Origin of the sequence: Bradyrhizobium sp. SPXBL-02 (assembly GCF_051853065.1) — a bacterium.
In the GTDB taxonomy this organism is placed as follows: Bacteria; Pseudomonadota; Alphaproteobacteria; order Rhizobiales; family Xanthobacteraceae; genus Bradyrhizobium.
Genome location: NZ_CP182474.1, coordinates 4,994,833 through 5,019,243, shown reverse-complemented (window position 1 = coordinate 5,019,243; position 24,411 = coordinate 4,994,833). Strand labels below are relative to the sequence as shown.

Below are 24,411 nucleotides of genomic sequence, written 5' to 3'. Positions count from 1 at the left end.
CGTCAGCGCCGGGCCAGCCCGCGCACGGCGAGGAACAGCCCGAGCAGGGTCACCCCGAGGAAGAAGCCGAAATCCGAAGCGTACATGGCGCCGAGGGCAAAGGGCTGGAAGCGCGCCAGCAGCGACAGCCCGAGCACCCAATTGTCGATCGGCGACGGCAGCAACGCGGCCCAGGCGTCAATCGCCCACAGCATCCCGAACACGCCGAGCGAAACGACCGCGGCCACGACCTGGTTGGCGGTGAGCGCGGAAACGGCAAGACCGATCGAGACTAGGGCGCCGGCGAGCAAGGTGAGGCCGAGGTAGCCGCTGTAGATCGGGCCCCAATCGGGAGTGCTGAACCGCGCCAATATCAATGAATACACCAAAGTGAGCGCGACCATCGCGAGCAGCATGCCCATCGAGGCTGCGAACTTGGCCAGCACGATGTCGCCCTCGCGCACCGGCGACGTCAGCAGCAGCTCGAGGGTGCCGCCCCGGCGTTCCTCGGCGAACTGCCGCATGGTAACGAGCGGCACGAACAGGACGAGCTGCACGGCCGCCTGAAAGAAGACGTTCACCAGCGTCGCCTGCTTGGTGGCGATGAGCGTGACGGCGAAGCCGTAGCCGTTGAGCACAAGGAAGACGGCGATGACGGCGTAAGCGATCGGCGAGACGAACAGCGCGCGCAACTCCTTGGCAACCAGGGCGAGGAACGCCGTCACTGGAGCGCTCGGCTCGCCGTTAGCCGGAGGAACAGCTCCTCCAGGTCTGAAGCCGTCTCAACGGTCTCGACGCTGGCGATGCCGGCGAGGCAGAGGACGGCGGCGACATGGGGCGCTGCGCCGGCCTCCGACACCTCCACCCGCCAGCCGGCGAGGCCGCCCTCCGGCTCCTCCCGGGTCACGCCGCCGATCCCCGCCAGGCCGGACAACGCCGCCGCGACCTCGTCCGCCCGATCGGCTCGGGCGCGGACGCGAAGCGAAGTGCCGCGCCCCGCGCCGGCCATGGGGTGGACGGTGAGCAGCCGCCCGTCGAGCAGGATCGCGACCCGATCGGCGACGCGTTCCATCTCGGCAAGGACGTGCGAGGTGACAAGGACCGCGCTGTCGCGGGCCAGAGTCCGCAGCAACCCGCGCAGCTCGATGACTTGACGCGGGTCAAGGCCGTTGGTCGGCTCGTCGAGCACCAACAACTTGGGTTCGTTCAGCACGGCCTGAGCGATTGAGACGCGCTGCCGATAGCCGCGCGACAGCCGGCCAATCACGACGTCGCCGACCGGCTCGAGCGCGAGTCGCGCGCGGGCGGACTCGATGCCTCGGTGCAACGCATTTCCCCGCAAGCCCCGCAACCGTCCCATGAAGTGGAGAAATTCGTCCACCCTCATATGGCTGTAGAGCGGTGCGTTCTCCGGCACGTAGCCGATCCGCGCACGCGCCTGGTGTCCGTCGCGGACCACGTCGAAGCCGTCGACGCGGACAGTACCTTCGCTCGGCCGCAGATAGCCGGTTATGACGCGCAAGATGGTGGTCTTACCCGAGCCGTTGGGGCCAAGCAGGCCCACCACTTCCCGCTCGTTCACCTCGAACGAGACGCCGTCCACTGCCTGACGGCGGCCATAACGTTTGCCCAGCCGTTCGACGGAGGCGACGGCGACGCCGTGCCGCGAGCTTTCAGCCGGCGCAATGCCAAGCCCCGCCGGGGCTCGGCGCGGTCGATCGGTCAGGTGCAGGTCCAATGTCGGCGTCGATCCGGTCAATCGTAGAATTCCGGCGCCTTCTTCATCGCCTTGAACGCGTCCGGATCGTGGGCGGTGAAGAAATTTGCCTTTTGAGTCGCCATCTCCCGCCTGATCCACTCGAAGGCCGAGTAGAATCCCGCTGTCGAATAGACCAACGGGGTGCTCGGCGGTATGTTCTGCTCGACGTTCTCCCGGAAATAGACGTTGTCCCCGGTGAGGATGGTGAGGCCGGTGTTCTTCAGCCGCACCGTCATCATTTGGCTGCCGGGCGTGTGGGCAACCCACCGCTTCACGACGAGCGTGCCATCTCCAAACAGGTCCTGATCGCCTTCGAGCTGCAACATCTTCACCGCGTTTGCGCTAGGTGTCATGTTCCCGCGCAGCGGCAGGACGTCGCCGAGAACGTAATTGGAGCCGGTGCCGGGCTCCGGCCAAAAGAAGTTCTGAAGCTCGCTCTTTTGCACGACGAGCGTCGACTTCGGGAACTTGGCCACGTTGCCGCCGTGGTCGAGGTGGAGGTGGCTCACCACGACGTAGGTGATATCGTCGGGCGTAAGATCGATTTTCTTCAGCTGCGTATCGATCGCGACATCTGGCGTGTTGACCGGCTTCAACCCGGTGAACGCGGCACCCCAGTAGCCTGGGTCGGTGATAATCTTATCGTTGTTGCCCGTATCGAAGAGAACATTCCCTTTCGGATGTTTGATCACGTAAAAACCGACCGGAACCTGGATCGCCGGCTCCATGGGTGCGCCGTTCACCAAAAATCCTTTGCCGAGAGTCAACGCGCCGGAGCTGAACGCGTAGAGCTTAAGGTCTTGCGCGCTTAGTGCCGTACTCGACAATACGCTCCCGAGAAGAGCGACCATTGCCGTCAAATATTTGCGGGTCATTCTTTGCCTCCCTCGTCGCGAATTTTGTTATGTTTCGCTTCTGTGCAAAGCCGCAGAGGCGCCGGCAGGATGCACTTAAGTTCATCACGCCGCAGTAGACCTGTCAATAATTCTGGACGGAGGCTCGGTTCACCCGACGTACTTCGGGGCCGGTGGTCAGGACTGGCCGAGCTCGTTGCGTGAGTGGATGGCTGGGGGGTAGGGGCATTCCTGCTGAATCCAGTAACCGCAGCTCTATCCTCGCCTTCAACGAAGCGTCCCATCCCTAGGTCAATCCACAGGGAACGTCACTTCGCACGCGCAAAACCAGTGCTCATTTCGACCAGCGCCCAAGTTGCGGACCCAGCGCACCGCCCTCGCCGAAACCAAGGCCAGGAGGCGCGTCTTGCGCTCGCGGACGACCTCGGCGAGCGCGACCGCCAGCTTGCGGACCTGCAGCAGATGCTCGCCTCAACAATGCGAAGCTTGCCGAAGCGCAGAAGGGTCCAGGTGGAGATTATGCGCAGGGAACGCGAGCTGGAGGACTTAGTGGGGGCTGCTATACCTCCGGAAAAGATCGCTACGGGCGCGACCTCGCGAAATGCTCCATCGACAAGCAAAGCGTGAACGCTGGCCGGTACGCGAAGGACAGGCCATGGCCTTTCGAATGGCGGCCAAGAGGGCTGGCAACACGCGACAATTATAGTAGCGTTGTTGCAAGAAGAAGCGAACGGCGGCTGAAGCCGGCCGCAACGAATAGAACAGGGAGGACTTTCGATGCAATTTCTCAAGGCTGCGGTTGCGGCCGGACTTGTAGTTGTGACCTGTACGGGCACCTCGCTTGCGCAGAACAAGCCGTCGGGGCTCAAAATTGGCATCACGACGTTCCTGTCGGGCCCTGCGTCAGTCTTCGGTGTGCCGGCGAAAGCCGCGGCGGAGATGATCGCGGAGGATCTCAACAAGAAGGGTGGCATTGGCGGCGTGCCGGTCAAGCTCTCCTTCATCGACGAAGGCGCGGGAGGCGAAGCGCTCGTCTCGAACTACCGACGCGTGGTGCAGGACGAAAAGGTTGATGCCACGTTTGCTTCGATCTCGTCGGGCAGCTGCACCCAGTTGGTTCCGGTCGCCGAAGACCTCAAAGTCATGAATTTCATGTGGGACTGCGGTGCGGCCTCCATCCTCGAAACCAAGAAGTACCGCTACAATTTCCGGACTCAGGCGAACGGCACGCCGGAGATGCTGGCCGTGCTCCTTTACCTGCTGAAGACCAAACCCGACTTTAAGACGATCGCGGTGGTCAATCAGGATTATGCGTGGGGTCGGGAGAGCTGGGAGATCTTTTCGACAGCGCTCAAGTCGATGAAGCCGGACGTGCAAGTCGTGGCGGAGCTCTTCCCGAAGTTCGGCGCACCGGACTACTCCACTGAGGTTTCCCGTCTGTTGGCGCTGCGGCCGGATGTGGTTCTGACCACGTCTTGGGGCGGAGATCTCGACACGCTGGTCCGCCAGGCCGGTCAGCGCGGCCTGTTGCAGCAGTCGACCTTCGTGCTCGGGATCGGCGAATCATCGATCCAGCGGTTGGGCAAGGACTTGCCTGAAGGCCTGATCGTCGGCGCGCGCGGAGACCACTGGTTCCTGCATCCCGAGAAGAAGAACGACGCGGCCTTCAAGGCGTTCAATGAAGCCTTCAAGGCGAAGACCGGTGCATGGCCGATCTACCCGGTCTATCACATGGCGCAGGCGTTCAAGGCCCTGCAGACGGCCTACGACAAGGCGATCAAGTCCAACGGCGGCAACTGGCCCACGCGCGAACAGGTCGTCGACGCGACGGCGGGCACCGAGTTCGCCACCGGCTTCGGCCGTCCGATTACGCTGCGGCCCGAGGACAACCAGGGTCTCGAAGCTCAGCTGGTCGGCGTCACCAAGTCCGTTCCGGGGTACGACTTCAAGCTGCTCGACAACATTATGATCTTCGATCCGAAGACGATCACCAATCCGGCTGGCGTACGGTCGGTTGAGTGGCTCAAGACGCTCAAGCCGGACTTCGTCAAGATGGATGTGCCGACCTTCAAAGCTCAGTAACGGCACGCTCGACTTTTGATCCCGTCCTCCGAGCCTCGTCCCGGAGGACGGACCTTTTCCGAAGGCGATCATGAACTCGACACTCGCTATCTTGGCTATCCTCGATGGGATCAGCTACGCCGCACTGGTGTTCTTGGTCTCGGTCGGGCTCAGCCTGATTTTCGGCGTGCTGCGCGTGGTCAACGTCGCGCACGGTTCGCTGTACGCGTTCGGCGCCTACCTGGCAGCGACGTTCAGCCTTGCAATCGCGCCGATCTCGCCTTGGCTCACCTATCCCGCGCTGTTGGCCGCTTCCATCGTGATCGGCATCGTATGCGGCGGTTTCATCGAACGGTTTCTGCTGCGACCGCTCTCCGGACAGGAGGACGTCCTCCAGCTTCTGATCACTTTCGCCGCCTTCATGATCATGGACAACCTGCAGCGTCTGATCTGGGGCGTGCAGCCCATCTTCGCCGCGGAACCGTTGAGACTACTTCCCAACGTCGCCGTGTTCGGCGTCAGCTACACGTCGTACCAGGTTATTCTGCTGCCCGGCGTCGCATTGGCGACGCTGTTCGGGCTCCGCTACTTCCTGCGCAGGACGCTGTCGGGAGCGGTGATCCTTGCAGTCACGGAGGACCGCGAAGCCTCGACCGCCATCGGAATTGACGCAAAACGCGTATATTTCGTGACCTTCGTCATCGGCGCGAGCCTGGCCGCGTTAGGAGGAGCGCTGGCCTCGCCGACCACCTCGCTGGTCCCTGGTATGGGCGCCGATATGATCGTACTTTCCTTTGCCGTAGCTGCGACCGCGGGTCTCGGCCAGATCGAGGGCACCGCGCTCACGGCGCTGATGATCGGCCTGACCCGTGCCTTCGTGATCTATCTCCAGCCGGAATTCGAAGTTCTCGTTCCCTATCTGCTGATGGTGCTGGTGCTTCTCGTGCGTCCGTTCGGCCTGTTCGGCGCCGTGCAGGTAAGGAAAATATGATGAGCGGTCGCATCAAGCCGGTCACCACGGTCGCGATCATCTTCTTTCTGGTCAGCGCCGTCGCGCCCCTTTTGGTATCGAGCTGGGCGACCTTGTTCGCGTTGATCCTCGCGAAGGGCATCGTCGTTCTCGGTATCATTCTTCTGCTGCAGGCGGGGCAGGTGTCGTTCGGACATGCAATGTTCTTCGCTACCGGGGCGTATACCGCGGCATTCTGGGGCAAGTACGTCGGTGGCGGCGACATCGTTCTCTTCATCGCGCTGGGCGGCATAACCTCCGCCGTCTTCGGCCTCATCGTCGGCCTCTTCGTCGTGCGCTACCGGGAAATCTTTTTCGGAATGCTGAATCTGGCGTTTTCGATGGTGCTGTGGTCGCTGCTGGAGAAGATGTTTCATTACACCAACGGCGCCGACGGCATCCGGGTCCCTCGTCCGGCCCTGTTGGGGCTGTCCTTTACACCCGAAATCTTCCAGTACGTCATTCTTTACGTGAGCCTTTTGATCGCGGTCGTCGCCTTCTACGGCGTGCAACGCTATCTCGATAGCCCGCTCGGACACATGCTGCGTGCCATCAAAGCGAACGAGACCCGGCTCGAGTACCTCGGGACGTCCGCACGGCGCGTGCTTCTGATAGGCTACGTGATCTCGGCTTTTCTCGGCGGCATCGGCGGCACGCTGGTGGCGATCGTCCAGCAGATCGCTACGCCCGAGTTCGGGTTCTGGACGAAGTCGGGCGAGTTCGTCTTTATCGCGATCCTCGGCGGCAGCACCCACGCCTTCGGAGCGTTCGCCGGCGCGGCGATGTTCGAGTGCGTGCGCTTCTATGCGGCGGCCCACCTGGCCGACACCTGGCAGCTGATCCTCGGCGTGGTCTTGATCGTCATCATTCTCTATGCGCCTAACGGACTGATAGGTCTCAGGCAGCGCTACGGCCGGGCGAAGCAGGGAGGACATTGATGGCCAACGTCCTCCTTTCCGCGAAGGGCATCAAGATCCGGTTCGGCGGCGTCGTGGCCGCCGACGGTATCGATTTGGACGTGCTCCAAGGCGAGAACCTCGCGATCATCGGACCGAACGGCGCCGGAAAGACCACCTTCCTCAACATCTCGACGGGTTATCTGCGGCCGCAGGCCGGAAGCATCACCTTCCTAGGTCAGGAAATCACGGCGCAGCTCCCGCGCACGATCACCAAGCTCGGCATCGCGCGGGCCTTTCAGATACCGCAGCTTTTTCTCGATCAGACTGTGATGGAGAACATGCTGATCGCCGCGGCCTCGCGGCTGGGAAGCCCTTCCGGCTTCACGGCTCTTTCCGCCCTGCCTGAGCTGCCTGAAATGGAGCGCCTTCTGGATCTCGTCGGCGTCAAGTTGTACGCGTCTCGCAAGGCGAGGGAGCTACCCGAGGGACAACGCAAGCTGGTCGACATCGCTCTGGCGCTCGCGCTGAAGCCCAGACTGCTGCTGATGGACGAGCCGACCTCGGGCGTCGCCTCCGCCGAGAAGCTGGAGATCATGGACATCCTGACGTCCGCGCTCGCCAAGGAGAATGTGACTTCGGTCTTCGTCGAGCACGACATGGACATGGTAGAGCGCTATGCCCACCGAGTCGCGGTGTGGAACGTCGGGAAGATCCAAAAGGTCGGCACGCCGGCGGAGGTTCTGGCCGATCCCAAGGTCCGCGAACAGGTGATCGGCATATGACGGCGATGCTGGACTTCGAGGACGTCAACGTCGCGATCGCCGATGCGCCGGTGCTGCGCAGCGTCAGCTTCTCGCTGCCGCCGGGTGCGACCGCCGCGCTCATCGGACGAAATGGCGCCGGCAAGACCACGACGGTACGGACCATCATGGGCTTCACGAAGGCGAGCGGCACCGTGCGCCTGGCCGGTCAGGACCTGGGACATGTTCCTCCGCACCGCCGGCCCTTCTTAGGCATCGGCTACGCCCCCGAGGACCGTCGTCTCTTCTCGGCCTTTACGGTGGAAGAAAACATTCTTTTGCCTGGTCGCGTCGCGAAACTTCGCTCGGACGAGGCGCGCCGGCGGCTCGAGCGAGCCTACTCCGTCCTGCCGGAGCTCAAGGAACTGGCGAGTCGCCCGGCGGGCTCCGTGTCGGGTGGCCAAGGCAAGATGGTCGCCCTCGGGCGCGCCCTGATGCTAGGCACCCGCCTCATCATTCTGGACGAGCCGTTCCAGGGCCTCGCCCCTGTGCTGGCGCAGAGGTACGCCGAGGCGCTGCGTCGGCTTCGTTCGCAGGACCGGGACATTACCCTTCTGATCACGGAGTCGAACCCGAAGCTGCTCGAGACCTTCGCCGACGTGACGCTGACAATCGAGCGCGGCGAAATCGAAAGCCGGGTCCGGGTGTAGCGCTCGCCCGGTTCGGCGCGCAAAACAGACGGACAAGCCAAGCTCCATCGAGGCTTGCCGAACAGACGAATCTACTGGCGCTCAATGCAACACGAGACGGCCCGCGCCGGCGAAGCGGCAGGGGATTTGCGGTAGTCGCACAACGGCCGCCTGACGGCCCAGCGGCGAAGCATGCTCGGCGAGACCCGAGACCACCGCGGCACGTCCTTCGGTCATTCTCAAGGGCGCACCATGCTCTTAAAGCGCACTGTGGCGGAAAGAGCGGGACTGTAGGTCCGCATCATCGGCCCGGAGGGCGGCTCCAGCACTGACAGGCGGAGGCCAACTCCCCTCTCCGGTGGCGCAATGAAGGCATCGAACGGCAGGGCCGGCTGCAGCCGGCTGGCGGCCTCTATCCGGCCAGACATGTCCCTTTGGTATGGTAGGGCTGGGGTGTTTTCGGACCGCTCACACGGTTGGGAGCCTCGGGACGATTTTGGTAAGGGATGGTAGGCTGAGAGAGCGTATAGAAAGATGTGGCCTCTCGAGTCCAAGAAGATGGGTTCGATCTCCCTGCGGAGCGCCACGATGCTCGCGCGCCGTCAGTTCGTGGTGACACGACTCTGCGGCGTGCACGCGGGCGACGCGTCACGCACGTCAAAAAAGTATCAATTGCACACTGAAATCGTGGTGGCATGCCCCGACACTGCTCGCTACGATCCTGGAAGAGGAAACGCTGAGCAAATTTAGCCGGAACAGGGGCGGTCATTGCAAGCCGCGCCGGCCGGGAGGAGCGGACATGGAACCGGACCTGGAAGTTGTCCAGATACGGCGCGGCGAGTCGTTCAAGGCGTGGTCGCATGGCTACCCATTTCACACTGTTCGCTGGCATTTCCATCCTGAGTACGAACTCCACCAGGTTGTGGCGACCAGCGGTCGCTATTTCGTCGGCGACTTTATCGGCGAGTTCGAGCCCGGCAATCTAGTCCTCACCGGCCCTAACCTGCCGCACAATTGGGTGAGCGATCTTCCGGCAGGGGAAACTATCCCGCTCCGCGGCCGCATCCTTCAGTTCAGTGAAGAATTTATTGGCGACTTGACGAAGGTCGTGCCCGAGCTTTCGGGTCTTTCCTCGCTGCTGGAATTTTCCCGGCGCGGCGCGCTCTTCACCCGCAGTACAAGCGACCAAGTCGCGCCACTGATGGAGGAGATCGTGGGCGCGAATGGAGTGCGTCGGATCGAGCTGTTCCTGATGATTTTGGGGATGCTGTGCCGCGCCCGAAAAGCGCGCCCGCTCTCCAGCCCCAACTATCTCCCCGACCCGTCCGGTTACATGTCGGCGGGCATGAACAAGGCGCTCGCCTTCATCCGTACCAACCTAACGCAGTCATTCAGCGAAGCTGAGCTGGCAGCAATCGCGGGCCAGTCGCAAAGCGCGTTTTCGCGCTCCTTCCGCCAGCACACTGGCATGTCATTGGTCCAATACGTCAAACGTCTCCGCATCAATCTCGCCTGCCAGATTTTGATGAGCGACGAGCAAGCTTCGATCACCGACATCTGCTTCGAGGTCGGTTTCAACAACGTCTCGAATTTCAACCGTCAGTTCCTGGCCGAGAAGGGCATGCCGCCTTCGCGATTTAGACGATTGTTGGCGCAAAACATCAACGCGGCACGTGCTGCATAGTCGGTAAAGGAGAAAAAGGGGACGAGGTCACTACGGCAAGGAAAGGAAGGACGCGGGCCCGCTGATAGCGGCCTGCGACTGGAAATGTTTGTCCAGATTTTTGGTGGCTTCACTGCATCGGCGTCCATCGCTGGTCATGGAAGCAGCGAAGGCGTGTGTCTTTGATGAATGAACGAGAGCACTCTAACATTCAGTTCCGGAAAGGAAAGTCCGAATGAAAAAGTTGTCGCCTAAATATTGCACGATCGCCTTGGCCGTGTCGCTTCTGGGCACGACAGCCACCTTCTCTCAGGCCGCGGAGGTGAAGGACGCGACGGTGGCCTTCCTTATGCCCGATCAGGCCTCCACCCGCTACGAGCAGCACGATTATCCGGGCTTTGCGGCCGAGATGAAGAAACTCTGCGCCAGTTGCAAGGTGATCTACCAGAACGCCGGCGCGGATGCGGCGCGGCAGCAGCAGCAGTTCAACTCGGCAATCTCGCAGGGCGCCAAGGTGATCGTCCTGGATCCCGTTGACTCGACAGCCGCAGCCTCCCTGGTCAAGATGGCACAATCGCAAGGCATCAAGGTCATCGCGTATGACCGGCCGGTCCCCGATGCGAAAGTCGATTTCTACGTGTCCTTCGACAATGAAGCCATTGGCAAGGCTATCTCCGAATCCCTCGTCAAGCATCTCAAGGCTGCCAACGTCACAGCCAAGGAAGGCGAAGGCGTGCTTGAAATCAATGGGTCGCCGACGGATGCCGCTGCGGGACTTATCAAGAAGGGCATCCATGAGGGCCTCGATAAGAGCGGCTATCCCATTCTCGCGGAATACGACACGCCGGACTGGGCGCCGCCCAAGGCGCAGCAATGGGCGAGCGGCCAGATCACCCGCTTTGGCAAGAAGATCCTCGGCGTAGTGGCCGCCAATGACGGGACGGGCGGTGGTGCAATTGCCGCTTTCAAGGCCGCCGGCATCGATCCGGTGCCGCCGGTGACAGGCAACGACGCGACTATCGCCGCGCTTCAGCTCATCATCGCCGGCGATCAGTACAACACGATTTCTAAACCCAGCGAGATCGTGGCCGCTGCTGCGGCCCAATCGGCGGTGAAATTCCTCTCCGGCGAGACGCCCAACGCGGAAACCACGCTCTTTAATGCGCCGTCGAAGCTCTTCGTGCCGGCGGTCGTTACGCAGGAAAACCTGAAGGCGGAGATCATCGACAAGAAAATCCAGACGGCCGATCAGCTCTGCACGGGCCGATATGCCGCCGGCTGCAAGAAGCTAGGCATTACGCCGTAACTACGTTCATCCCGGCCGCTTGACGGCGGCCGGGACGAACGACGAGCAGGGACCTTGGAAATGACCGCGATCTCGGATGTGGATCACCCGCAGGGCGAACCGCGCAAGCCAGTTCTGAGCCTTCGCGGAATTTCCAAGCATTTCGGCGCCGTGTCCGCCCTCACCAATGTCGACCTCGACGTGCATGCCGGCGAGGTCGTCGCGCTCGTGGGCGATAACGGCGCCGGAAAGTCCACGCTCGTGAAGATCCTCGCCGGCGTGCACCAGCCTAGCGCCGGAACGATCGCCTTCGATGGCGAACCTGTCGTCCTGGCCGACCCGGCCGCGGCGCTCAGCCTCGGCATAGCTACCGTCTTCCAGGACTTGGCGCTCTGCGAGAACCTCGATGTGGTCGCAAACATCTTCCTCGGCCGCGAGCTAAATCCATTTCGACTCGACGAGGTCTCCATGGAGCTGCGCGCCTGGACCTTACTTAGCGAATTGTCGGCGCGGATCCCGAGCGTGCGCGAGCCCGTGGCTTCGCTTTCCGGCGGGCAGCGCCAGACCGTCGCTATCGCACGTTCGCTGCTGACCGAGCCGAAGCTCATCCTGCTCGACGAGCCAACCGCAGCACTTGGCGTCGCCCAGACCGCCGAGGTGCTCGACCTCGTCGAGCGCGTCCGCGCCCGCGGCCTCGGCGTCATCATGATCAGTCATAACATGGAGGACGTACGCGCGGTGGCCGACCGGATCGTGGTGTTGCGTCTCGGCCGCAACAACGGCGAATTCGGACCGGACGCCTCCAATCAGGATCTCGTCACTGCCATTACCGGTGCGGATGAGAACTCGGTCTCGCGGCGCGCCGGCCGGCGTCGCGCCCATCAGGCGGCGGAGCAGCAGCGATGACCAGCGACACGCAACGGGTTTCGGCGGCGCGCCCGCTCGACCGGAGCGACGAGCGGCTCAAGCACGCGGACACGCTCGGGAGCGTCGTTAGCGCTTTCGTGGACCGGGTGCGATCGGGCGACCTAGGTTCGCTACCCGTGGTCGTCGGGCTCATCGTCATCTGCACGGTCTTCGAGAGCCTCAACCCGGTTTTTCTGGCGCCGAACAATCTGGTCAATTTGCTGTTCGATTGCTCGACGGTGGGCGTCATCTCGCTCGGCATCGTCTGCATCCTGATGGTCGGCGAGATCGACCTTTCGGTCGGCTCGGTCAGCGGGTTCGCTTCGGCGCTGATTGGCGTGCTTTGGGTGGGTCAGGATTGGCCGGTCGCCCTCGCCATCGGCACGGCGCTGGTCCTGGGCGCAGCCATCGGTGTGCTCTACGCATTTCTGTTCAATCGCCTGGGGATGCCGAGCTTCGTCTCGACGCTGGCCGGCTTGCTGGCCTGGCTCGGGCTGCAGCTGTATCTGCTCGGTTCTTCGGGCTCGATCAATCTTCCTTACGGATCGCCGCTGGTCGACTTCGGGCAGATGCTCGTCATGCCGCCGATCGTGTCCTACGCGCTGGCGGCGGTCGCGAGTCTGATCATGTTCGTGACCGGCTATCGCACGGCCGTGCGCCGCCGCCGGGCGGGACTGTCAGCCACTTCGCCCGGCCGCATGATGCTGAAGGCGCTGCTGGTTACCGTCGTGCTCGAATTCGTCGTCTACTATCTCAATCTCGGGCGGGGCGTACCGTGGATGTTCGGTCTGTTCGTCGGCTTGTGCGTGGTCATGAACTATGCGTTGACGCGGACTAAATGGGGTCGATCGATGTCTGCGGTCGGCGGCAATCGCGAGGCAGCCCGACGGGCCGGCATCAACGTTCGCCGGGTCTATTTGAGCGCCTTCATGCTGTGCTCGACGTTGGCAGCCGCTGGCGGCATTCTTGCCGCGGCGCGACTGGCATCTTCCAGCCAACAGGCTGGCACCGGAGACGTCAACCTCAACGCGATCGCCGCCGCAGTCATCGGCGGTACGAGCCTTTTTGGCGGCCGGGGCAGTGCCTATTCTGCGCTCCTCGGCATCATCGTCATCCAGTCCATCGCGAGTGGCCTGACGCTGCTCGATCTCTCCTCGTCGCTCCGGTACATGATCACGGGCGGGGTCCTTGCCGTTGCGGTCATTGTCGATTCGCTGGCACGTCGCTCGCGCCTGTCCCATGGCCGGGCTTGAATAACTCTCACAAGAAGGACAAGCCGTGGCCCAGGAACTCGCAGGAAAAGTCGCCGCGATCACCGGTGCCGCATCGGGCATCGGTCTCGAATGCGCCAGAACATTCGTCGCGGCGGGTGCACGGGTGGTGCTGATCGATCGTGCGGAAGAGGCGCTGAGCAGCGCCTGCGCCGAGCTGGGCGGCCAGGCGATCCCGTTGCGTGTCGACCTGACCGATCCGCAGAGCATGAAGGCCATGATGCCGCAGGTGCTGGAGCAGGTGGGCCAGCTGGACATCTTCCATGCCAACGCAGGCGCCTATGTCGGCGGCGAGGTGCTGAACGGCGACCCCGACGCCTGGGACCGCATGCTCAATCTGAACGTCAATGCGCTGTTCCGGTCTGTCCATGCGGTACTGCCGCATATGGTCGAGTGCAAGAGCGGCGACATCATCGTCACCAGTTCGATCGCAGGTCTCGTCCCCGTGGTCTGGGAGCCGATCTATACCGCCTCTAAGCACGCCGTGCAGGCTTTCGTGCATACGCTGCGCCGCCAAGTCGCCAAACACGGCTTGCGCGTCGGCGCCGTTGCGCCCGGTCCGGTCGTGACCGCGCTGATTAAGGACTGGCCTAAGGCGAAGATCGAGGAGGAGATGGCGGCCGGCGGCTTGATGCAGCCGGTGGAAGTCGCGCAAGCGGTGCTTTTCATGTTGACCCGTCCGAGAAACGTCACCATCCGCGACCTCGTCATTCTCCCGCAGAGCAGCGATCTGTAGCCTTCTCTGATCGACGTCCAAATGAGCAAGCCATCTGCTAACCGCCATTTTCTCGGCATCGATGTCGGCACCGGCAGCGCACGGGCCGGCGTGTTCGATCGCTTCGGCGTGCTCCTCGCGAGTGACAGCGCCCCCATCGCACTTTGGCGGGAGGCCGGCGACGTCGTCGAGCACTCGAGCGAGGACGTCTGGCGTGCCGTGTGCCGCAGCGTGCGCAGCACGGTGGCGCAGTCCGGCATCGCGCCGAACAGCATTGCCGGCATCGGCTTCGATGCTACCTGCTCGCTGGTGGTGCTGGGCGAGGGAGGCGCGCCGCTGCCCGTCGGGCCGTCCGGCGATCCCTCCCGCAACGTCATCGTATGGATGGATCACCGCGCCGCCGATCAGGCGCGCCGGATCAACCAGACCGGCGAGAAGGTTCTCGACTATGTCGGCGGGACGATCTCACCCGAGATGGAGACGCCGAAACTGTTGTGGCTCGCCGAAAACATGCCTGACACGTTTTCCCGGGCGTGGCAGTTCATGGACTTGACCGACTTTCTCACCTGGCGTGCGACAGGCAGCCTGTCCCGCTCCATCTGTACCGTGACGTGCAAATGGACCTATCTGGGCCACGAGAACCGTTGGGACGATCAATTCTTCCGCAAGGTCGGCCTCGGCGTGCTCGCGGACGAGCAATTCCGCAGGATCGGCACCGAGATCGTGCCCGGCGGAACGAGGCTGGCGGCGGGTCTGACGGGGGAGGCCGCGGCCGATCTCGGCCTCACCCCGGGTACGGCGGTCGCTGCCGGCCTCATCGACGCGCATGCCGGCGGCGTCGGTACCGTGGGCGCGCGCGGCACCGCGGGCACGGTGCTGACGCGCATGGCCTATGTGTTCGGAACGTCTGCATGTACCATGACGACCACACCGAATCCATCCTTCGTCCCCGGCGTGTGGGGACCCTATTTCTCCGCTATGGTACCCGGCCTTTGGCTCAATGAAGGCGGGCAGTCGGCTGCCGGCGCTGCCGTCGAGCATCTGTTGCAGATGCATCCGCACTCCACGCAAGCGACAGAGGCTGCACGCCAGAAGCAGCAGACGCTCGCCGATTGGCTTGCCTCGGAAACCGAATCTCGCGGCGGTGCCGGAGTGATCCCGCAATTGGTCGGCGAGGTTCATGTCGTCCCCGAATTCCTCGGCAATCGCGCGCCCTTCGCCGATCCTGACGCGCGTGCGCTGATTGCCGGGCTCGATATGCGCTCGGATGTGGAGAGCCTGCTGGCGCTCTATCTTGCCGGGCTGTGTGGTCTCGGCTGCGGGGCGAGGCAGATCGTTCGCGCCCAGCAGGACAGGGGCATTGCTGTCGACACGATCGTGGTCAGCGGTGGTGCCGCTAAGAGTCCCCTCGTGCGGCAAGTCCTCGCCGATATGACGGGCCTGACGGTCGCTGCGTCGGCATCCCCCGAGGCCGTCCTGCTCGGATCCGCGATGCTTGGATCGGTCGCCTCCGGCGACCATGCTAATCTCGGCGAAGCGATGCAGGCAATGTCGGTCTTGGGAGACATCTCTCGGCCCCTAGCCCCTCTTGCAGGCTGGGCCGAGCGGCGCTTTGGAGCCTTCGAAGCCCTGCAGAAGGTGGGCCGGGCAATTCGAAGCGCTTCGTAGCCCCTTTGTCGACGGATCCGGGCGCCCCTAGGCGCGGCCTGCCTCCGACGCCGGCACGACCCGAGAGAGAGAGCGAGAGAGCGAGAGAGAGAGAGAGAGAGAGAGAGAGACGTTCGACCCTCTTTCATCATCTCGACACATATGTCATGATATAAATACAAATGTATAGGCCGAGCATTTTGTCCGGCTAGGGAGGGCTGCCTATGGGTAGAAAAGTCGCATTCATTGCGGCCTTGTTCGGCGCGTTGGCATTGGTTGGTCCGGCGCAGGCGCGGGTCGAGGTCCAGTGGTGGCACGCCATGAGCGGCGTCCTTGGCGACCGGCTCAATGAGCTGGTCGAGAAGTTCAACACGTCGCAAGACAAGTACACGGTTGTTGCGGTCGCAAAGGGGAATTATGACGAGGTGACCAACGGGGTGATTGCCGCCTATCGCGCCAAGCGGCCGCCGGAGATGGTGCAGATCGCAGAGCGCGGTTACATGACGATGTTGCTTTCAGGAGCCATTGTCCCCGTGCAAGACCTGGTGGAGCAGAAGGGTTACAAGATCGACTTCTCGGACTTCATCAAACCCGTGGCAAGCTTCTGGAGCTACAAGGGCCGGATGTCGGCGATGCCCTTCAACTCGTCGACGCCGATTTTCTGGTACAACAAGGATCACTTCCAGAAGGCCGGCTTCGACAATCCGGCCGACACCTGGCAGGAGTTGGAGAAGCAGCTCTACGCCATCAAATCCAAGGGGATCAGCGAGTGCGGCACGGTGCTGCCCGGCGATTTCTACTGGAGTCTCCTCGAGAACTACAGCGCCATCAACAATCAGCCCTACGGCACGCTCGCGAACGGCTTCGACGGGCTCGGCACCGAGTTCGTCTACAACAAGACGAAGGTGGTGTCGCAAGTCGCGCGGCTCAAGAAATGGCTCGACGACGGCGTGATGCAGATCGCAGGCCAGGGCTTCAGTCCCGAGCAATTGTTCACGTCGGGCCGGTGTTCGACCTTCGTCAACTCGACCGCATCGCACGGCAACATCGAGCGCAATGCAACCATCAACTGGAGCGCCACCTTCCTGCCGCACGAGAGCGACATCGATCCGCCTCTCAACAGCACCATCGGGGGTGGGGCGATCTGGGTCATGAAGGGACACACGCCGGAACGATACGACGCCGTCGCAGCCTTTCTGGACTTCGTCGCGCAGCCGGAAACCCAGATGTGGTGGCATGGCGCGACCGGCTATGTTCCCGCCACCAACCGTGCCTATGCGCTCGCGCGGGAGAGAGGTTACTACAAGAATCATCCGACGAGGGAAATCGCGGTGCTGCAGCTCTCTCGCGGCACGCCGAACGAGAACTCGCGTGGATTCCGCTTCGGCAACTTCGTGCAGACGATGCTGGCCCAGCGCCAGGAGGTAGAGGCCGTATTCGCCGGCCAGAAGCAGCCGCAGCAGGCCATGGATGATGCAGTCAAGCGGGGTAACGAGATCCTGCGGCAGTTCGAAAAGCTCAATGCCGGAAAGACTCCGGAAACCGAGCGTCCATGACGTTGCGCCTGTCGATCCCGTGGCGTGATGCGCGCACACCCGTGCTTTTGCGAAGGCACGGGGGCGGCGGGTCCAAGGCAGTGCCAGCGGCAGCCGCCGGTGGCTCGCGCGTGTCGGCAAAGACGCGGCGGCGTGAGGAGGCCGGACTGAAGCGAGCCAATTTCGGCGACGGTCCCGGCTTGCCGACGCTGCTGTTGCTGCCGCAATTGCTGATCCTGCTGTTCTTCTTCTTCATTCCGTCGCTGCGGGCGCTGATGCAATCCGTCCTGCTCAGCGATCCCTTCGGGACCAATGTCCAGTTCGTCTGGTTCGACAATTTCAAGACGCTGCTCGCGAGCAGCGACTACCGTCAGTCGATCGCGGTGACGTTCTGGTTCACGGCGGCGCAGAACGTGCTCACATTGGGCAGCGCGCTCGTGCTGGCATTTGCGACCGACAGGATCGTGCGCGGCCGTTCGGCCTATCGCACGATCATCCTGCTGCCTTATGCCATCGCGCCCGCGATCGCGGGCATCCTGTGGGCCTTCCTGTTCAATCCTGCGGTCGGCCCGCTGGCGCAGGTGCTGCACAGTTTCGGCATTGCATGGGACCCCAACCTCAATCCAACCGATGCGCTGCTCCTGGTGACGCTGGCCGCGTCATGGAAGCACATCTGCTACGACTATATCTTCCTGGTCGTGGGCTTGCTCGCAGTGCCGGTGTCGCTGATGGAGGCTGCCGCCGTGGATGGCGCGGGACCGATCCGTCGCTTCGTCTCGATCGCGCTGCCGATGCTCGGGCCCACCATCTTCTTCCTCACGGTGATGAACTTCATCTATGGCTTCTTCGAAACTTTTGCCATCATCGATGCCGTGACAAAAGGCGGCCCCGCCGGTGCGACCAACATTCTGGTCTACAAAGTCTTCGTCGACGGCTTCGTCAATCTCGACCTCGGCTCTTCCGCGGCGCAGTCGGTTCTCTTGATGAGCTTTGCCCTGATCTGCACGCTGCTACAGTTCCGCTACTTCGACCGCAAGGTCAATTACGGAGTCTAGCCGCATGGTGGAACGCTCACCGGTTCTCAACTTGATCTGCCATGCGATCCTGATCGCCGGCGCGCTGATAGTTTGCGTGCCGCTGTATTTCGCATTCGTGGCCGGCTCGCTCACGGTGGCCGAGGTGCAGAAGGTGCCGCTGCCATGGCTGCCGGGGGGGCGGTTCTTCGACAATCTGCAGCTGGCCTGGAACAAGGGCAATTTTAGCCGCACCTTCGCCAATTCGATTATCGTGGCGCTCGGCATCACGGCCGGCAAGATTGCAGTATCGCTGCTCTCCGCCTTTGCCATCACCTACTTCCGGTTTCGCTACAGGATGCTCGCATTCTGGCTCATCTTCATGTCGCTGATGCTGCCGATCGAGGTCCGGATCGTGCCGACCTTCGAAGCTGTGGCAAATGCTGCGCTGCCGCTGCAATGGATCTTGGACACGCTGCATGTCACCGATCTCTGGCTCTGGATCAGCGGGCACGAGGTCCTGATCGCGCTGGAGTGGAACATGGTCAACACCTATCCGGGGCTGATCCTGCCGCTGATCGCCTCGGCCACTGCCACGTTCCTTTTCCGCCAGTTCTTCCTGACGATCCCGGAGGAGCTGTGCGAGGCGGCGAGGCTGGACGGCGCCTCGCCGTTGCACTTTTTCTGGAGCATCCTGCTGCCGCTGTCCGTTCCGAACATGGTGGCGCTCGCCATTATCCTGTTCCTGTTCGGCTGGAATCAGTATCTTTGGCCATTGCTGTTCACGACCGACAAGGACATGGCAACGGCGGTCATTGCGTTGAAGGGTCTGATCCCCCGCTCCGACAGCGAGCCCGCCTGGAACGTCGCCATGAGCGGTGCGCTGCTCACGATGCTGCCGCCGGTGTTGGTCGTCCTGCTGTTGCAGCGCTGGTTCATCAAGGGTCTTGTCGACAGCAGCAAATAGGGGCTGATCATGGTTTTCATCGCCGGGCATCGGGGCGGACGCAATCTTTGGCGGGAGAACAGCCTGACGGGCTTCCGCAACCTGTGCAAGGAGAGCGTCGATGCGGTCGAGTTCGATGTCCATCAGAGCACGGACGGCGGTGTCGTTGTGATCCATGATCCGCTGCTCGACCGCACCACATTCGAGAGGGGGCCGGTGGGCGAGCGCAGTCTGCGACAACTGACGGCAATGCGTCTTCGCGATGCGGGCGATGAGTGCATTCCGACTCTGGATGAGGTGCTCGATGTATTCAGCGAAACCACACTCGAGCTCCACATCGAGATCAAAACGGATGCGCTTGGCAAGGCCTATTCGGGCCTCGAGGCGCGGCTGATCGAGCAGATCAAGCGGCGGGGCCTAGAGCAGCGTGCGGTCATCACCTGCTTCGTGCCCAGCTTGATCGAGACCGTGCGGCGGCTGTGGCCGGAGGCGCGGGTGCTCGTTTCGCTCGATCGTCGTTCGGCAGAGATGATGGGCGGAATCGAGCCCGCGTTGGCTCAGTTGGCCGTCATTCCGCGCTGCATCGTCGCGGTCGAAAAATCGCTTCTGGGGCTCGCGTTGCCGCTTGCCCTCAAACTGCTCGGCTCCGAGCGTCTTGGTGCATGGGTGACCAACGAGCCGGAGGATATCGCTTACTGGCTTGCCCAACCTGTGCGGCAGATCACGACCGATCGGCCGGACCTCGCCGTGAGCATTCGCCGCCAGCTCGAAACGATGCCGGAGCGCCCATGATTCCCCGCCGTCGGTTTCTCGTGGGATCGCTGGCGAGCGCTGCGCTCGCCGCGCCCTCCGGGTTCGTGCGAGGAGCGCCGGTGTCGTTCAGCGCAGATCCTTTCACGCTCGGCATTGCCTCAGGATGCCCGCGCGAGGATCGCGTCATCCTGTGGACCCGCCTTGCGCCGCAACCACTCGACGGCGGTGGCATGAAGGATGCACCGGTCGAGGTTGAATGGCAGGCTGCGGAGGATGAGGCCTTCTCACGAATCGCCTCCCACGGCGTCGTGCGGACGACCACGGAGCTTGCGCATTCCGTGCATGCCGAGGCGACTGGGTTGCTGCCGGACCGCGTCTATTGGTACCGCTTCCGCGCCGGTCCGGCGCTCAGCCCCGTCGGACGGACGCGCACCGCACCGGCCGGGTCGGCACGGCCTTTCCGTTTTGCTTTCGCATCCTGCCAGCAATACGAGCAGGGCTATTTCACCGCCTACCGCGACATGGCCGCGCGTGATCTCGACCTCGTCGTGCATCTCGGTGACTACATCTATGAGAAATCCTGGGGATCGCGCCACGTCCGCCAGCACGGCGTCGGAATTCCGACGACGCTCGAGGAATTCCGCAACCGCTACGCGCTCTACAAGACCGATCCCGATCTGCAGGCGGCGCACGCCGCTTTTCCCTGGCTTTCGGTCTGGGACGACCATGAGGTGATGGATGATTATGCCAATGATCGCTCCTACACCATTCGCGATTCCGCCCAGTTCTTGAAGATCCGCGCGGCAGCCTATCAGGCCTATTACGAGCACATGCCGCTGCCGCCCTCGGCGCGCCCACGCGGCGCGGATGCCACGATCTACGCGCACTACCGCTTCGGCGACATGCTCGACGTCCTGCTGCTCGACGACCGGCAATATCGCTCGGCATCGGCCTGCGTCGGAAGCGGGCGTCCGACCTGGGTCGCTGGATGTGCAGGCCGGTCGGACGAAGTCCGGACCATGCTTGGCGAACAACAGGAGCAATGGCTCGATGCGCGTCTGCGCGACTGTCGCGGGCTCTGGACGATCATCGCGCAGCAGACGTTGATGGCGCAAAACAAGCGGGAAGGGGATGACGGCGCGCATTTCTGGATGGACGGCTGGGACGGCTATCCCAACGCCCGCCGCCGGCTCCTTGATTCGCTTGTGGCACACCGCCGGCGCAATCCGATCGTGATCGGCGGCGACCGTCACGCCTTCTTTACCGCCGATCTGAAACATGACTTCGCCCGCCCGGATCGCCCGACCATTGCGACCGAGTTCGTCGGCACGTCGATCACCTCGGACGGACCGAGCGAAGCCAACGTGCGCAAGGCATTGGCGGAGAATCCGCATCTGCTCTATGCGCGCGGCGACAAGCGCGGCTATGCGACCATCGAACTCGACGTTCGGCATTGCACCGTGGGATTCGAGGCGCTCAACGACGTCAAGGATGCCGGAAGCGCGGTGCGCCGGCTGACGAGCTTCGTGGTCGAGGAAGGCGTGCCGGGCGCGAAAGCCGCATGACGAGATCCGCACGGCACAGATTTGACGACCAACGAAAGATCGCCTCAAATGCTCCGACGTCTGACTGTGCCTTGAGACCGCTGCGGGGGGCTGCGCCGTGACTGACCAGACCATTCTGCGGGTCGCCTGGCTCTACTACATGGAGAACCTGACTCAGGCCGAGATCGGCGAGCGGCTGGGGCTGACCCGCGCCCGCGTCAACCGCATGCTGTCGGATGCCCGCCAGACCGGCATCGTCAACATCCGCCTCAACTCCACCTTTGCGAGCTGCACAGAGCTGGAGCATCGATTGCGCCGGGAATGCGGGCTTGAGGACGCCGTCGTCATTCCGAGCCCGGAAAATCCCGAGCAGGTCGGCAGCCTGATCGGGATGGCGGCGGGAGCCTATTTGTCGAAATTCCTCGAACAGAAGCGGCCGCGCATCATCGGAATCGGCTGGGGCGCGACCTTGCGCGAGACCATCCGTTACGTCACACCGGCGGACTATCCGGAATTGTCCATCGTCTCCATGATGGGCGGCCTGTCGCGCGGCCTTGAGCTCAACACCTTCGAGATTGCCGGTGAGCTCGCGCACCGGCTGCACGCCCAGTGCAGCTATCTGGCCGCGCCGATCTTTGTCAGCAGCCGGCGCTCGCGCGACACGTTTCTGACTCAGGAGGTCTATCAGGAGGTGCTGGACAGCGTCGAGAAGATCGATCTAGCGCTGTTGAGCATGGGAGATCTGACCCCGCGCTCGCTGCTGATGCGGCATGGGTTGCCGCCGGACGTCCGCGCCGAGCACCTACGGGCGGCAGGCGCCGTTGGCGACGTCCTGGCGCAGTTTCTCGACAAAGCCGGCCGGCCCATCGATCATAGCATCAACAGCCGAGCCATTGCGCTGCCGCTCGAGAAGCTGGCGCGCGTACCGACGTCCATGCTGATCGCCGGGGGACTCAACAAGGCGCCGATCATCGCCGCGGTGCTGCGCGGCCGGATCGGCAAGGTGCTGATGACGGACGAGAACACCGCCGTCGCCGCCCTGAAACTGATCGACAAGCAGAAATAGCCCGATTTCCTCTGCAGAGAAGGGGATCCGCGCCTTCGAAACCGAGCGCGCGATAGCCGGCGTGTGCGCTGAAAGGCGTGCAAAAGCATTTGTCACCTCGTCATTACATATGTAACATACCGGAGACAATTGCTCAGAAGGATGGCGTCGACATGCGCGCTGCGGTGCTCCAGGACATTCGTGATATCCGCGTCCTCGATATCCCAGAGCCGAGGCCGCTTGCGGAGGACGAGCTCATCCTCCGCGTCAAGGCTGTCGGCGTCTGCGGCAGCGACTTGCATTCCTATCTTGAAGGCGGAACAACCGGCCCGACGCAAGTCAGGCCATTCGTGCTAGGCCATGAGTTCTCGGGTGTTCTCACGCCGGACTCGGCGCGCAAAGCGGGGCTTTCGGCTGACGCGCTGGTGGCGGTCGATCCGTCCATTCCCTGCGGCCATTGCGAATGGTGTCATCGCGGTCACACCAATCTCTGCCCCAATGTGAAATTCCTCGGCTATGCGCCTCACAACGGCGCGATGGCCGAATTCGTCTGCGTGCCCCGATCCGCCGTGCATCTGGTGCCTGACAGCATCGACCCGGCCGGCGCTGCGATCCTGGAAACGCTTGGCGTAGCGATCCATGCGATGGATCTGGCGCGCCCGCGGCTTCTGGAAAGCGTGGCGGTGCTGGGCTGCGGGCCGGTGGGATTGCTGCTCGTGCAGCTGGCGCGACTCGCGGGTACCGGGAAGGTCATCGCGATCGACCCCGTCGAGCAGCGCACGGCGCTGGCCTGCGACCTCGGGGCGGACGTGGCATGCCGCAGCTACGCCGAGGTCGGGGACGCCACCGAAGGCCGCGGCGTCGACCTGGTGATCGAGGCAACCGACTCCTCGCACGGCTTCGAGCATGCTGCGCGCTGCGCCCGTATCGGCGGCCGGATCGTTCTCGTTGGCATCCCGGAGAACAACCAGTACATCCTCAGCGGCGCGGAGTCGCGTCGTAAGGGCCTGTCCATCAAGTTTTCACGTCGTATGCCGGAAGTCTATCCGCGGGCCATCGCGCTTGTGCAAGGCGGCCAGGTCAAGCTGGCGCCGCTCGCCACGCATCGCTTCTCGCTCGACCAGACGCCCGCCGCGTTCGAGCAGCAGGTCGCGCGGCGCGATGGGATTATCAAGGCGATCATTTGCCCCTAATCGAGCGGCATCTCGCCAAAGAGCCTGGGGTAACGGAAGCAGGGATAGATGCGGGGCCGGTCGTGATGGCGAAATCCTCGAAGCTGGTCGTCGCCCGGAAGGGGCGCGTGCTGATGGTGAGACGCAGGCGCGACGGCCTTTGGATGTTTCCAGGCGGCCGGAGGCGGGCAGGCGAGAGCGACAGGAGCTGCCTGCGTCGCGAGATCAAGGAGGAGCTTCCCAAGCTCAAGCTCGGGTCGTTGAAACTGTGGACGGAAGTGAGAGCGAAGAAGAGCCGAACCGGCCGGCGGATGAGTGATGCCATTTTCCTGGCCAAGAAGGTAACGGGACGGCTGAAGGTCGGGGACAAGAAGGAGATCGATCGTGCGGTCTGGCGCAAGCCGCGTGGCGCCAGATTGACGCCGACTTCGCGCTACATCCGCGACAAGCTGTTTCCCAGGCGAGGCCGCCGCTAGGTCGCCGGCGGCAGGCGATTCCTTCGGATTAAGGCCTGCCGGTCATGCGCGGCTAAAAATGCTCGTCATTGCAGCGCCTGCAGGCATTCGGCCGGTCTTCAGTTCGTCCGCGTGAGAACCCGCTGGGCTTCGTTGTGCTCTCCTCCGACGTCAGTCATTTCTACGAGAACATGGCCAGCGAGCGCCCGTTCACGACCGCCTTTCATGTCGGCGACATGCTGGCGGGTTTCGACAAGCTCCGCGCTGTCGCACCCGACGCGGACCACATCGTGCCCGGTCACGATCCGCTCGTCATGAAGCTCTATCCGGCGCCGAGCCCGGACCTCAGCGGTGTCGCGGTCCGCCTCGACGTCGCGCCGTCTGTGGGTGCTCATTCCTGAGACGGCCGGCGGGCGCCGGCGTAACCTGGGCTTGGAAAATCGATTTTCTAAGCCGTCGTGCCCGGTTCGA

23 protein-coding genes are annotated in these 24,411 nt (G+C 63.1%); 20 read left to right on the top strand and 3 right to left on the bottom strand.

Annotated features, from left to right (window positions below; all coding sequences use genetic code 11):
• Window positions 1-2: 2 nt before the first annotated feature.
• From ACNJYD_RS23665 to ACNJYD_RS23655, 3 genes are read right to left on the bottom strand one after another with little or no spacing between them, the layout of a single operon-like run.
• On the bottom strand, window positions 3-704 hold the full coding sequence (locus ACNJYD_RS23665) for an ABC transporter permease (RefSeq protein WP_439363484.1): 702 nt from the start codon (window positions 702-704) through the stop codon (window positions 3-5).
• A complete protein-coding gene (locus tag ACNJYD_RS23660) occupies window positions 701-1,738 on the bottom strand; it encodes an ABC transporter ATP-binding protein (RefSeq protein WP_439363481.1) in 1,038 nt (345 codons plus the stop codon). Before ACNJYD_RS23660 ends, ACNJYD_RS23665 begins: the two co-directional genes overlap by 4 nt.
• A complete protein-coding gene (locus ACNJYD_RS23655) occupies window positions 1,735-2,613 on the bottom strand; it encodes an N-acyl homoserine lactonase family protein (protein WP_172789458.1) in 879 nt (292 codons plus the stop codon). Before ACNJYD_RS23655 ends, ACNJYD_RS23660 begins: the two co-directional genes overlap by 4 nt.
• Window positions 2,614-3,369: 756 nt before the next feature.
• Between ACNJYD_RS23655 and ACNJYD_RS23650 the strand changes: the two genes are divergently transcribed.
• From ACNJYD_RS23650 to ACNJYD_RS23555, 20 genes are all read left to right on the top strand, one after another.
• Window positions 3,370-4,674, top strand: a complete 1,305-nt coding sequence (locus tag ACNJYD_RS23650; RefSeq protein ID WP_212256427.1) for an ABC transporter substrate-binding protein — start codon at window positions 3,370-3,372, stop codon at window positions 4,672-4,674.
• A 70-nt stretch (window positions 4,675-4,744) separates the two neighbouring features.
• Window positions 4,745-5,644 (top strand): branched-chain amino acid ABC transporter permease, encoded by a 900-nt coding sequence (locus ACNJYD_RS23645; RefSeq protein ID WP_172789460.1) that lies wholly within the window; start codon window positions 4,745-4,747, stop codon window positions 5,642-5,644.
• The gene (locus ACNJYD_RS23640; RefSeq protein WP_246571009.1) at window positions 5,644-6,600 is read left to right on the top strand and encodes a branched-chain amino acid ABC transporter permease; all 957 of its coding nucleotides are present in this window, start codon (window positions 5,644-5,646) and stop codon (window positions 6,598-6,600) included. Before ACNJYD_RS23645 ends, ACNJYD_RS23640 begins: the two co-directional genes overlap by 1 nt.
• Window positions 6,600-7,343: an ABC transporter ATP-binding protein gene (locus ACNJYD_RS23635; protein WP_212256425.1), complete on the top strand. Its 744-nt coding sequence runs from the start codon at window positions 6,600-6,602 to the stop codon at window positions 7,341-7,343. Before ACNJYD_RS23640 ends, ACNJYD_RS23635 begins: the two co-directional genes overlap by 1 nt.
• Window positions 7,340-8,011, top strand: a complete 672-nt coding sequence (locus ACNJYD_RS23630) for an ABC transporter ATP-binding protein (RefSeq protein ID WP_210268574.1) — start codon at window positions 7,340-7,342, stop codon at window positions 8,009-8,011. Before ACNJYD_RS23635 ends, ACNJYD_RS23630 begins: the two co-directional genes overlap by 4 nt.
• A 778-nt stretch (window positions 8,012-8,789) precedes the next feature.
• A complete protein-coding gene (locus tag ACNJYD_RS23625) occupies window positions 8,790-9,674 on the top strand; it encodes a helix-turn-helix domain-containing protein (RefSeq protein ID WP_172789463.1) in 885 nt (294 codons plus the stop codon).
• A gap of 214 nt (window positions 9,675-9,888) precedes the next feature.
• Window positions 9,889-10,959, top strand: coding sequence for an ABC transporter substrate-binding protein (locus ACNJYD_RS23620; protein WP_212256424.1), 1,071 nt, complete (start codon window positions 9,889-9,891; stop codon window positions 10,957-10,959).
• Window positions 10,960-11,019: 60 nt separating this feature from the next.
• Window positions 11,020-11,844 (top strand): ATP-binding cassette domain-containing protein, encoded by an 825-nt coding sequence (locus ACNJYD_RS23615; RefSeq protein ID WP_172789465.1) that lies wholly within the window; start codon window positions 11,020-11,022, stop codon window positions 11,842-11,844.
• Window positions 11,841-13,097 carry a sugar ABC transporter permease gene (locus tag ACNJYD_RS23610; RefSeq protein ID WP_212256423.1) on the top strand — a complete coding sequence of 419 codons (1,257 nt, stop codon included), beginning with the start codon at window positions 11,841-11,843 and terminating at the stop codon, window positions 13,095-13,097. The genes ACNJYD_RS23615 and ACNJYD_RS23610 overlap by 4 nt, the downstream gene beginning before the upstream one ends.
• Window positions 13,098-13,122: 25 nt before the next feature.
• On the top strand, window positions 13,123-13,851 hold the full coding sequence (locus ACNJYD_RS23605; RefSeq protein ID WP_212256421.1) for an SDR family oxidoreductase: 729 nt from the start codon (window positions 13,123-13,125) through the stop codon (window positions 13,849-13,851).
• A gap of 21 nt (window positions 13,852-13,872) precedes the next feature.
• The gene (locus ACNJYD_RS23600) at window positions 13,873-15,498 is read left to right on the top strand and encodes an FGGY-family carbohydrate kinase (RefSeq protein WP_212256418.1); all 1,626 of its coding nucleotides are present in this window, start codon (window positions 13,873-13,875) and stop codon (window positions 15,496-15,498) included.
• Window positions 15,499-15,701: 203 nt separating this feature from the next.
• The gene (locus tag ACNJYD_RS23595; protein ID WP_439363475.1) at window positions 15,702-17,033 is read left to right on the top strand and encodes an extracellular solute-binding protein; all 1,332 of its coding nucleotides are present in this window, start codon (window positions 15,702-15,704) and stop codon (window positions 17,031-17,033) included.
• A gap of 110 nt (window positions 17,034-17,143) precedes the next feature.
• A complete protein-coding gene (locus ACNJYD_RS23590; RefSeq protein WP_257187345.1) occupies window positions 17,144-18,067 on the top strand; it encodes an ABC transporter permease subunit in 924 nt (307 codons plus the stop codon).
• A 4-nt stretch (window positions 18,068-18,071) separates the two neighbouring features.
• A complete protein-coding gene (locus tag ACNJYD_RS23585) occupies window positions 18,072-18,992 on the top strand; it encodes an ABC transporter permease subunit (RefSeq protein WP_439363473.1) in 921 nt (306 codons plus the stop codon).
• 9 nt (window positions 18,993-19,001) lie between these two features.
• Window positions 19,002-19,763 carry a glycerophosphodiester phosphodiesterase family protein gene (locus ACNJYD_RS23580; protein ID WP_439363471.1) on the top strand — a complete coding sequence of 254 codons (762 nt, stop codon included), beginning with the start codon at window positions 19,002-19,004 and terminating at the stop codon, window positions 19,761-19,763.
• A complete protein-coding gene (locus tag ACNJYD_RS23575) occupies window positions 19,760-21,289 on the top strand; it encodes an alkaline phosphatase D family protein (RefSeq protein ID WP_439363469.1) in 1,530 nt (509 codons plus the stop codon). Before ACNJYD_RS23580 ends, ACNJYD_RS23575 begins: the two co-directional genes overlap by 4 nt.
• Before the next feature lie 97 nt (window positions 21,290-21,386).
• Window positions 21,387-22,334, top strand: a complete 948-nt coding sequence (locus tag ACNJYD_RS23570; protein WP_439363467.1) for a sugar-binding transcriptional regulator — start codon at window positions 21,387-21,389, stop codon at window positions 22,332-22,334.
• A 152-nt stretch (window positions 22,335-22,486) separates the two neighbouring features.
• Window positions 22,487-23,506 (top strand): zinc-dependent alcohol dehydrogenase, encoded by a 1,020-nt coding sequence (locus tag ACNJYD_RS23565; RefSeq protein ID WP_172788019.1) that lies wholly within the window; start codon window positions 22,487-22,489, stop codon window positions 23,504-23,506.
• Between the two features lie 65 nt (window positions 23,507-23,571).
• Window positions 23,572-23,961: an NUDIX hydrolase gene (locus ACNJYD_RS23560; RefSeq protein ID WP_172788020.1), complete on the top strand. Its 390-nt coding sequence runs from the start codon at window positions 23,572-23,574 to the stop codon at window positions 23,959-23,961.
• 68 nt (window positions 23,962-24,029) lie between these two features.
• Window positions 24,030-24,341 (top strand): hypothetical protein, encoded by a 312-nt coding sequence (locus ACNJYD_RS23555; protein ID WP_246571007.1) that lies wholly within the window; start codon window positions 24,030-24,032, stop codon window positions 24,339-24,341.
• The last annotated feature ends 70 nt before the right edge of the window (window positions 24,342-24,411 follow it).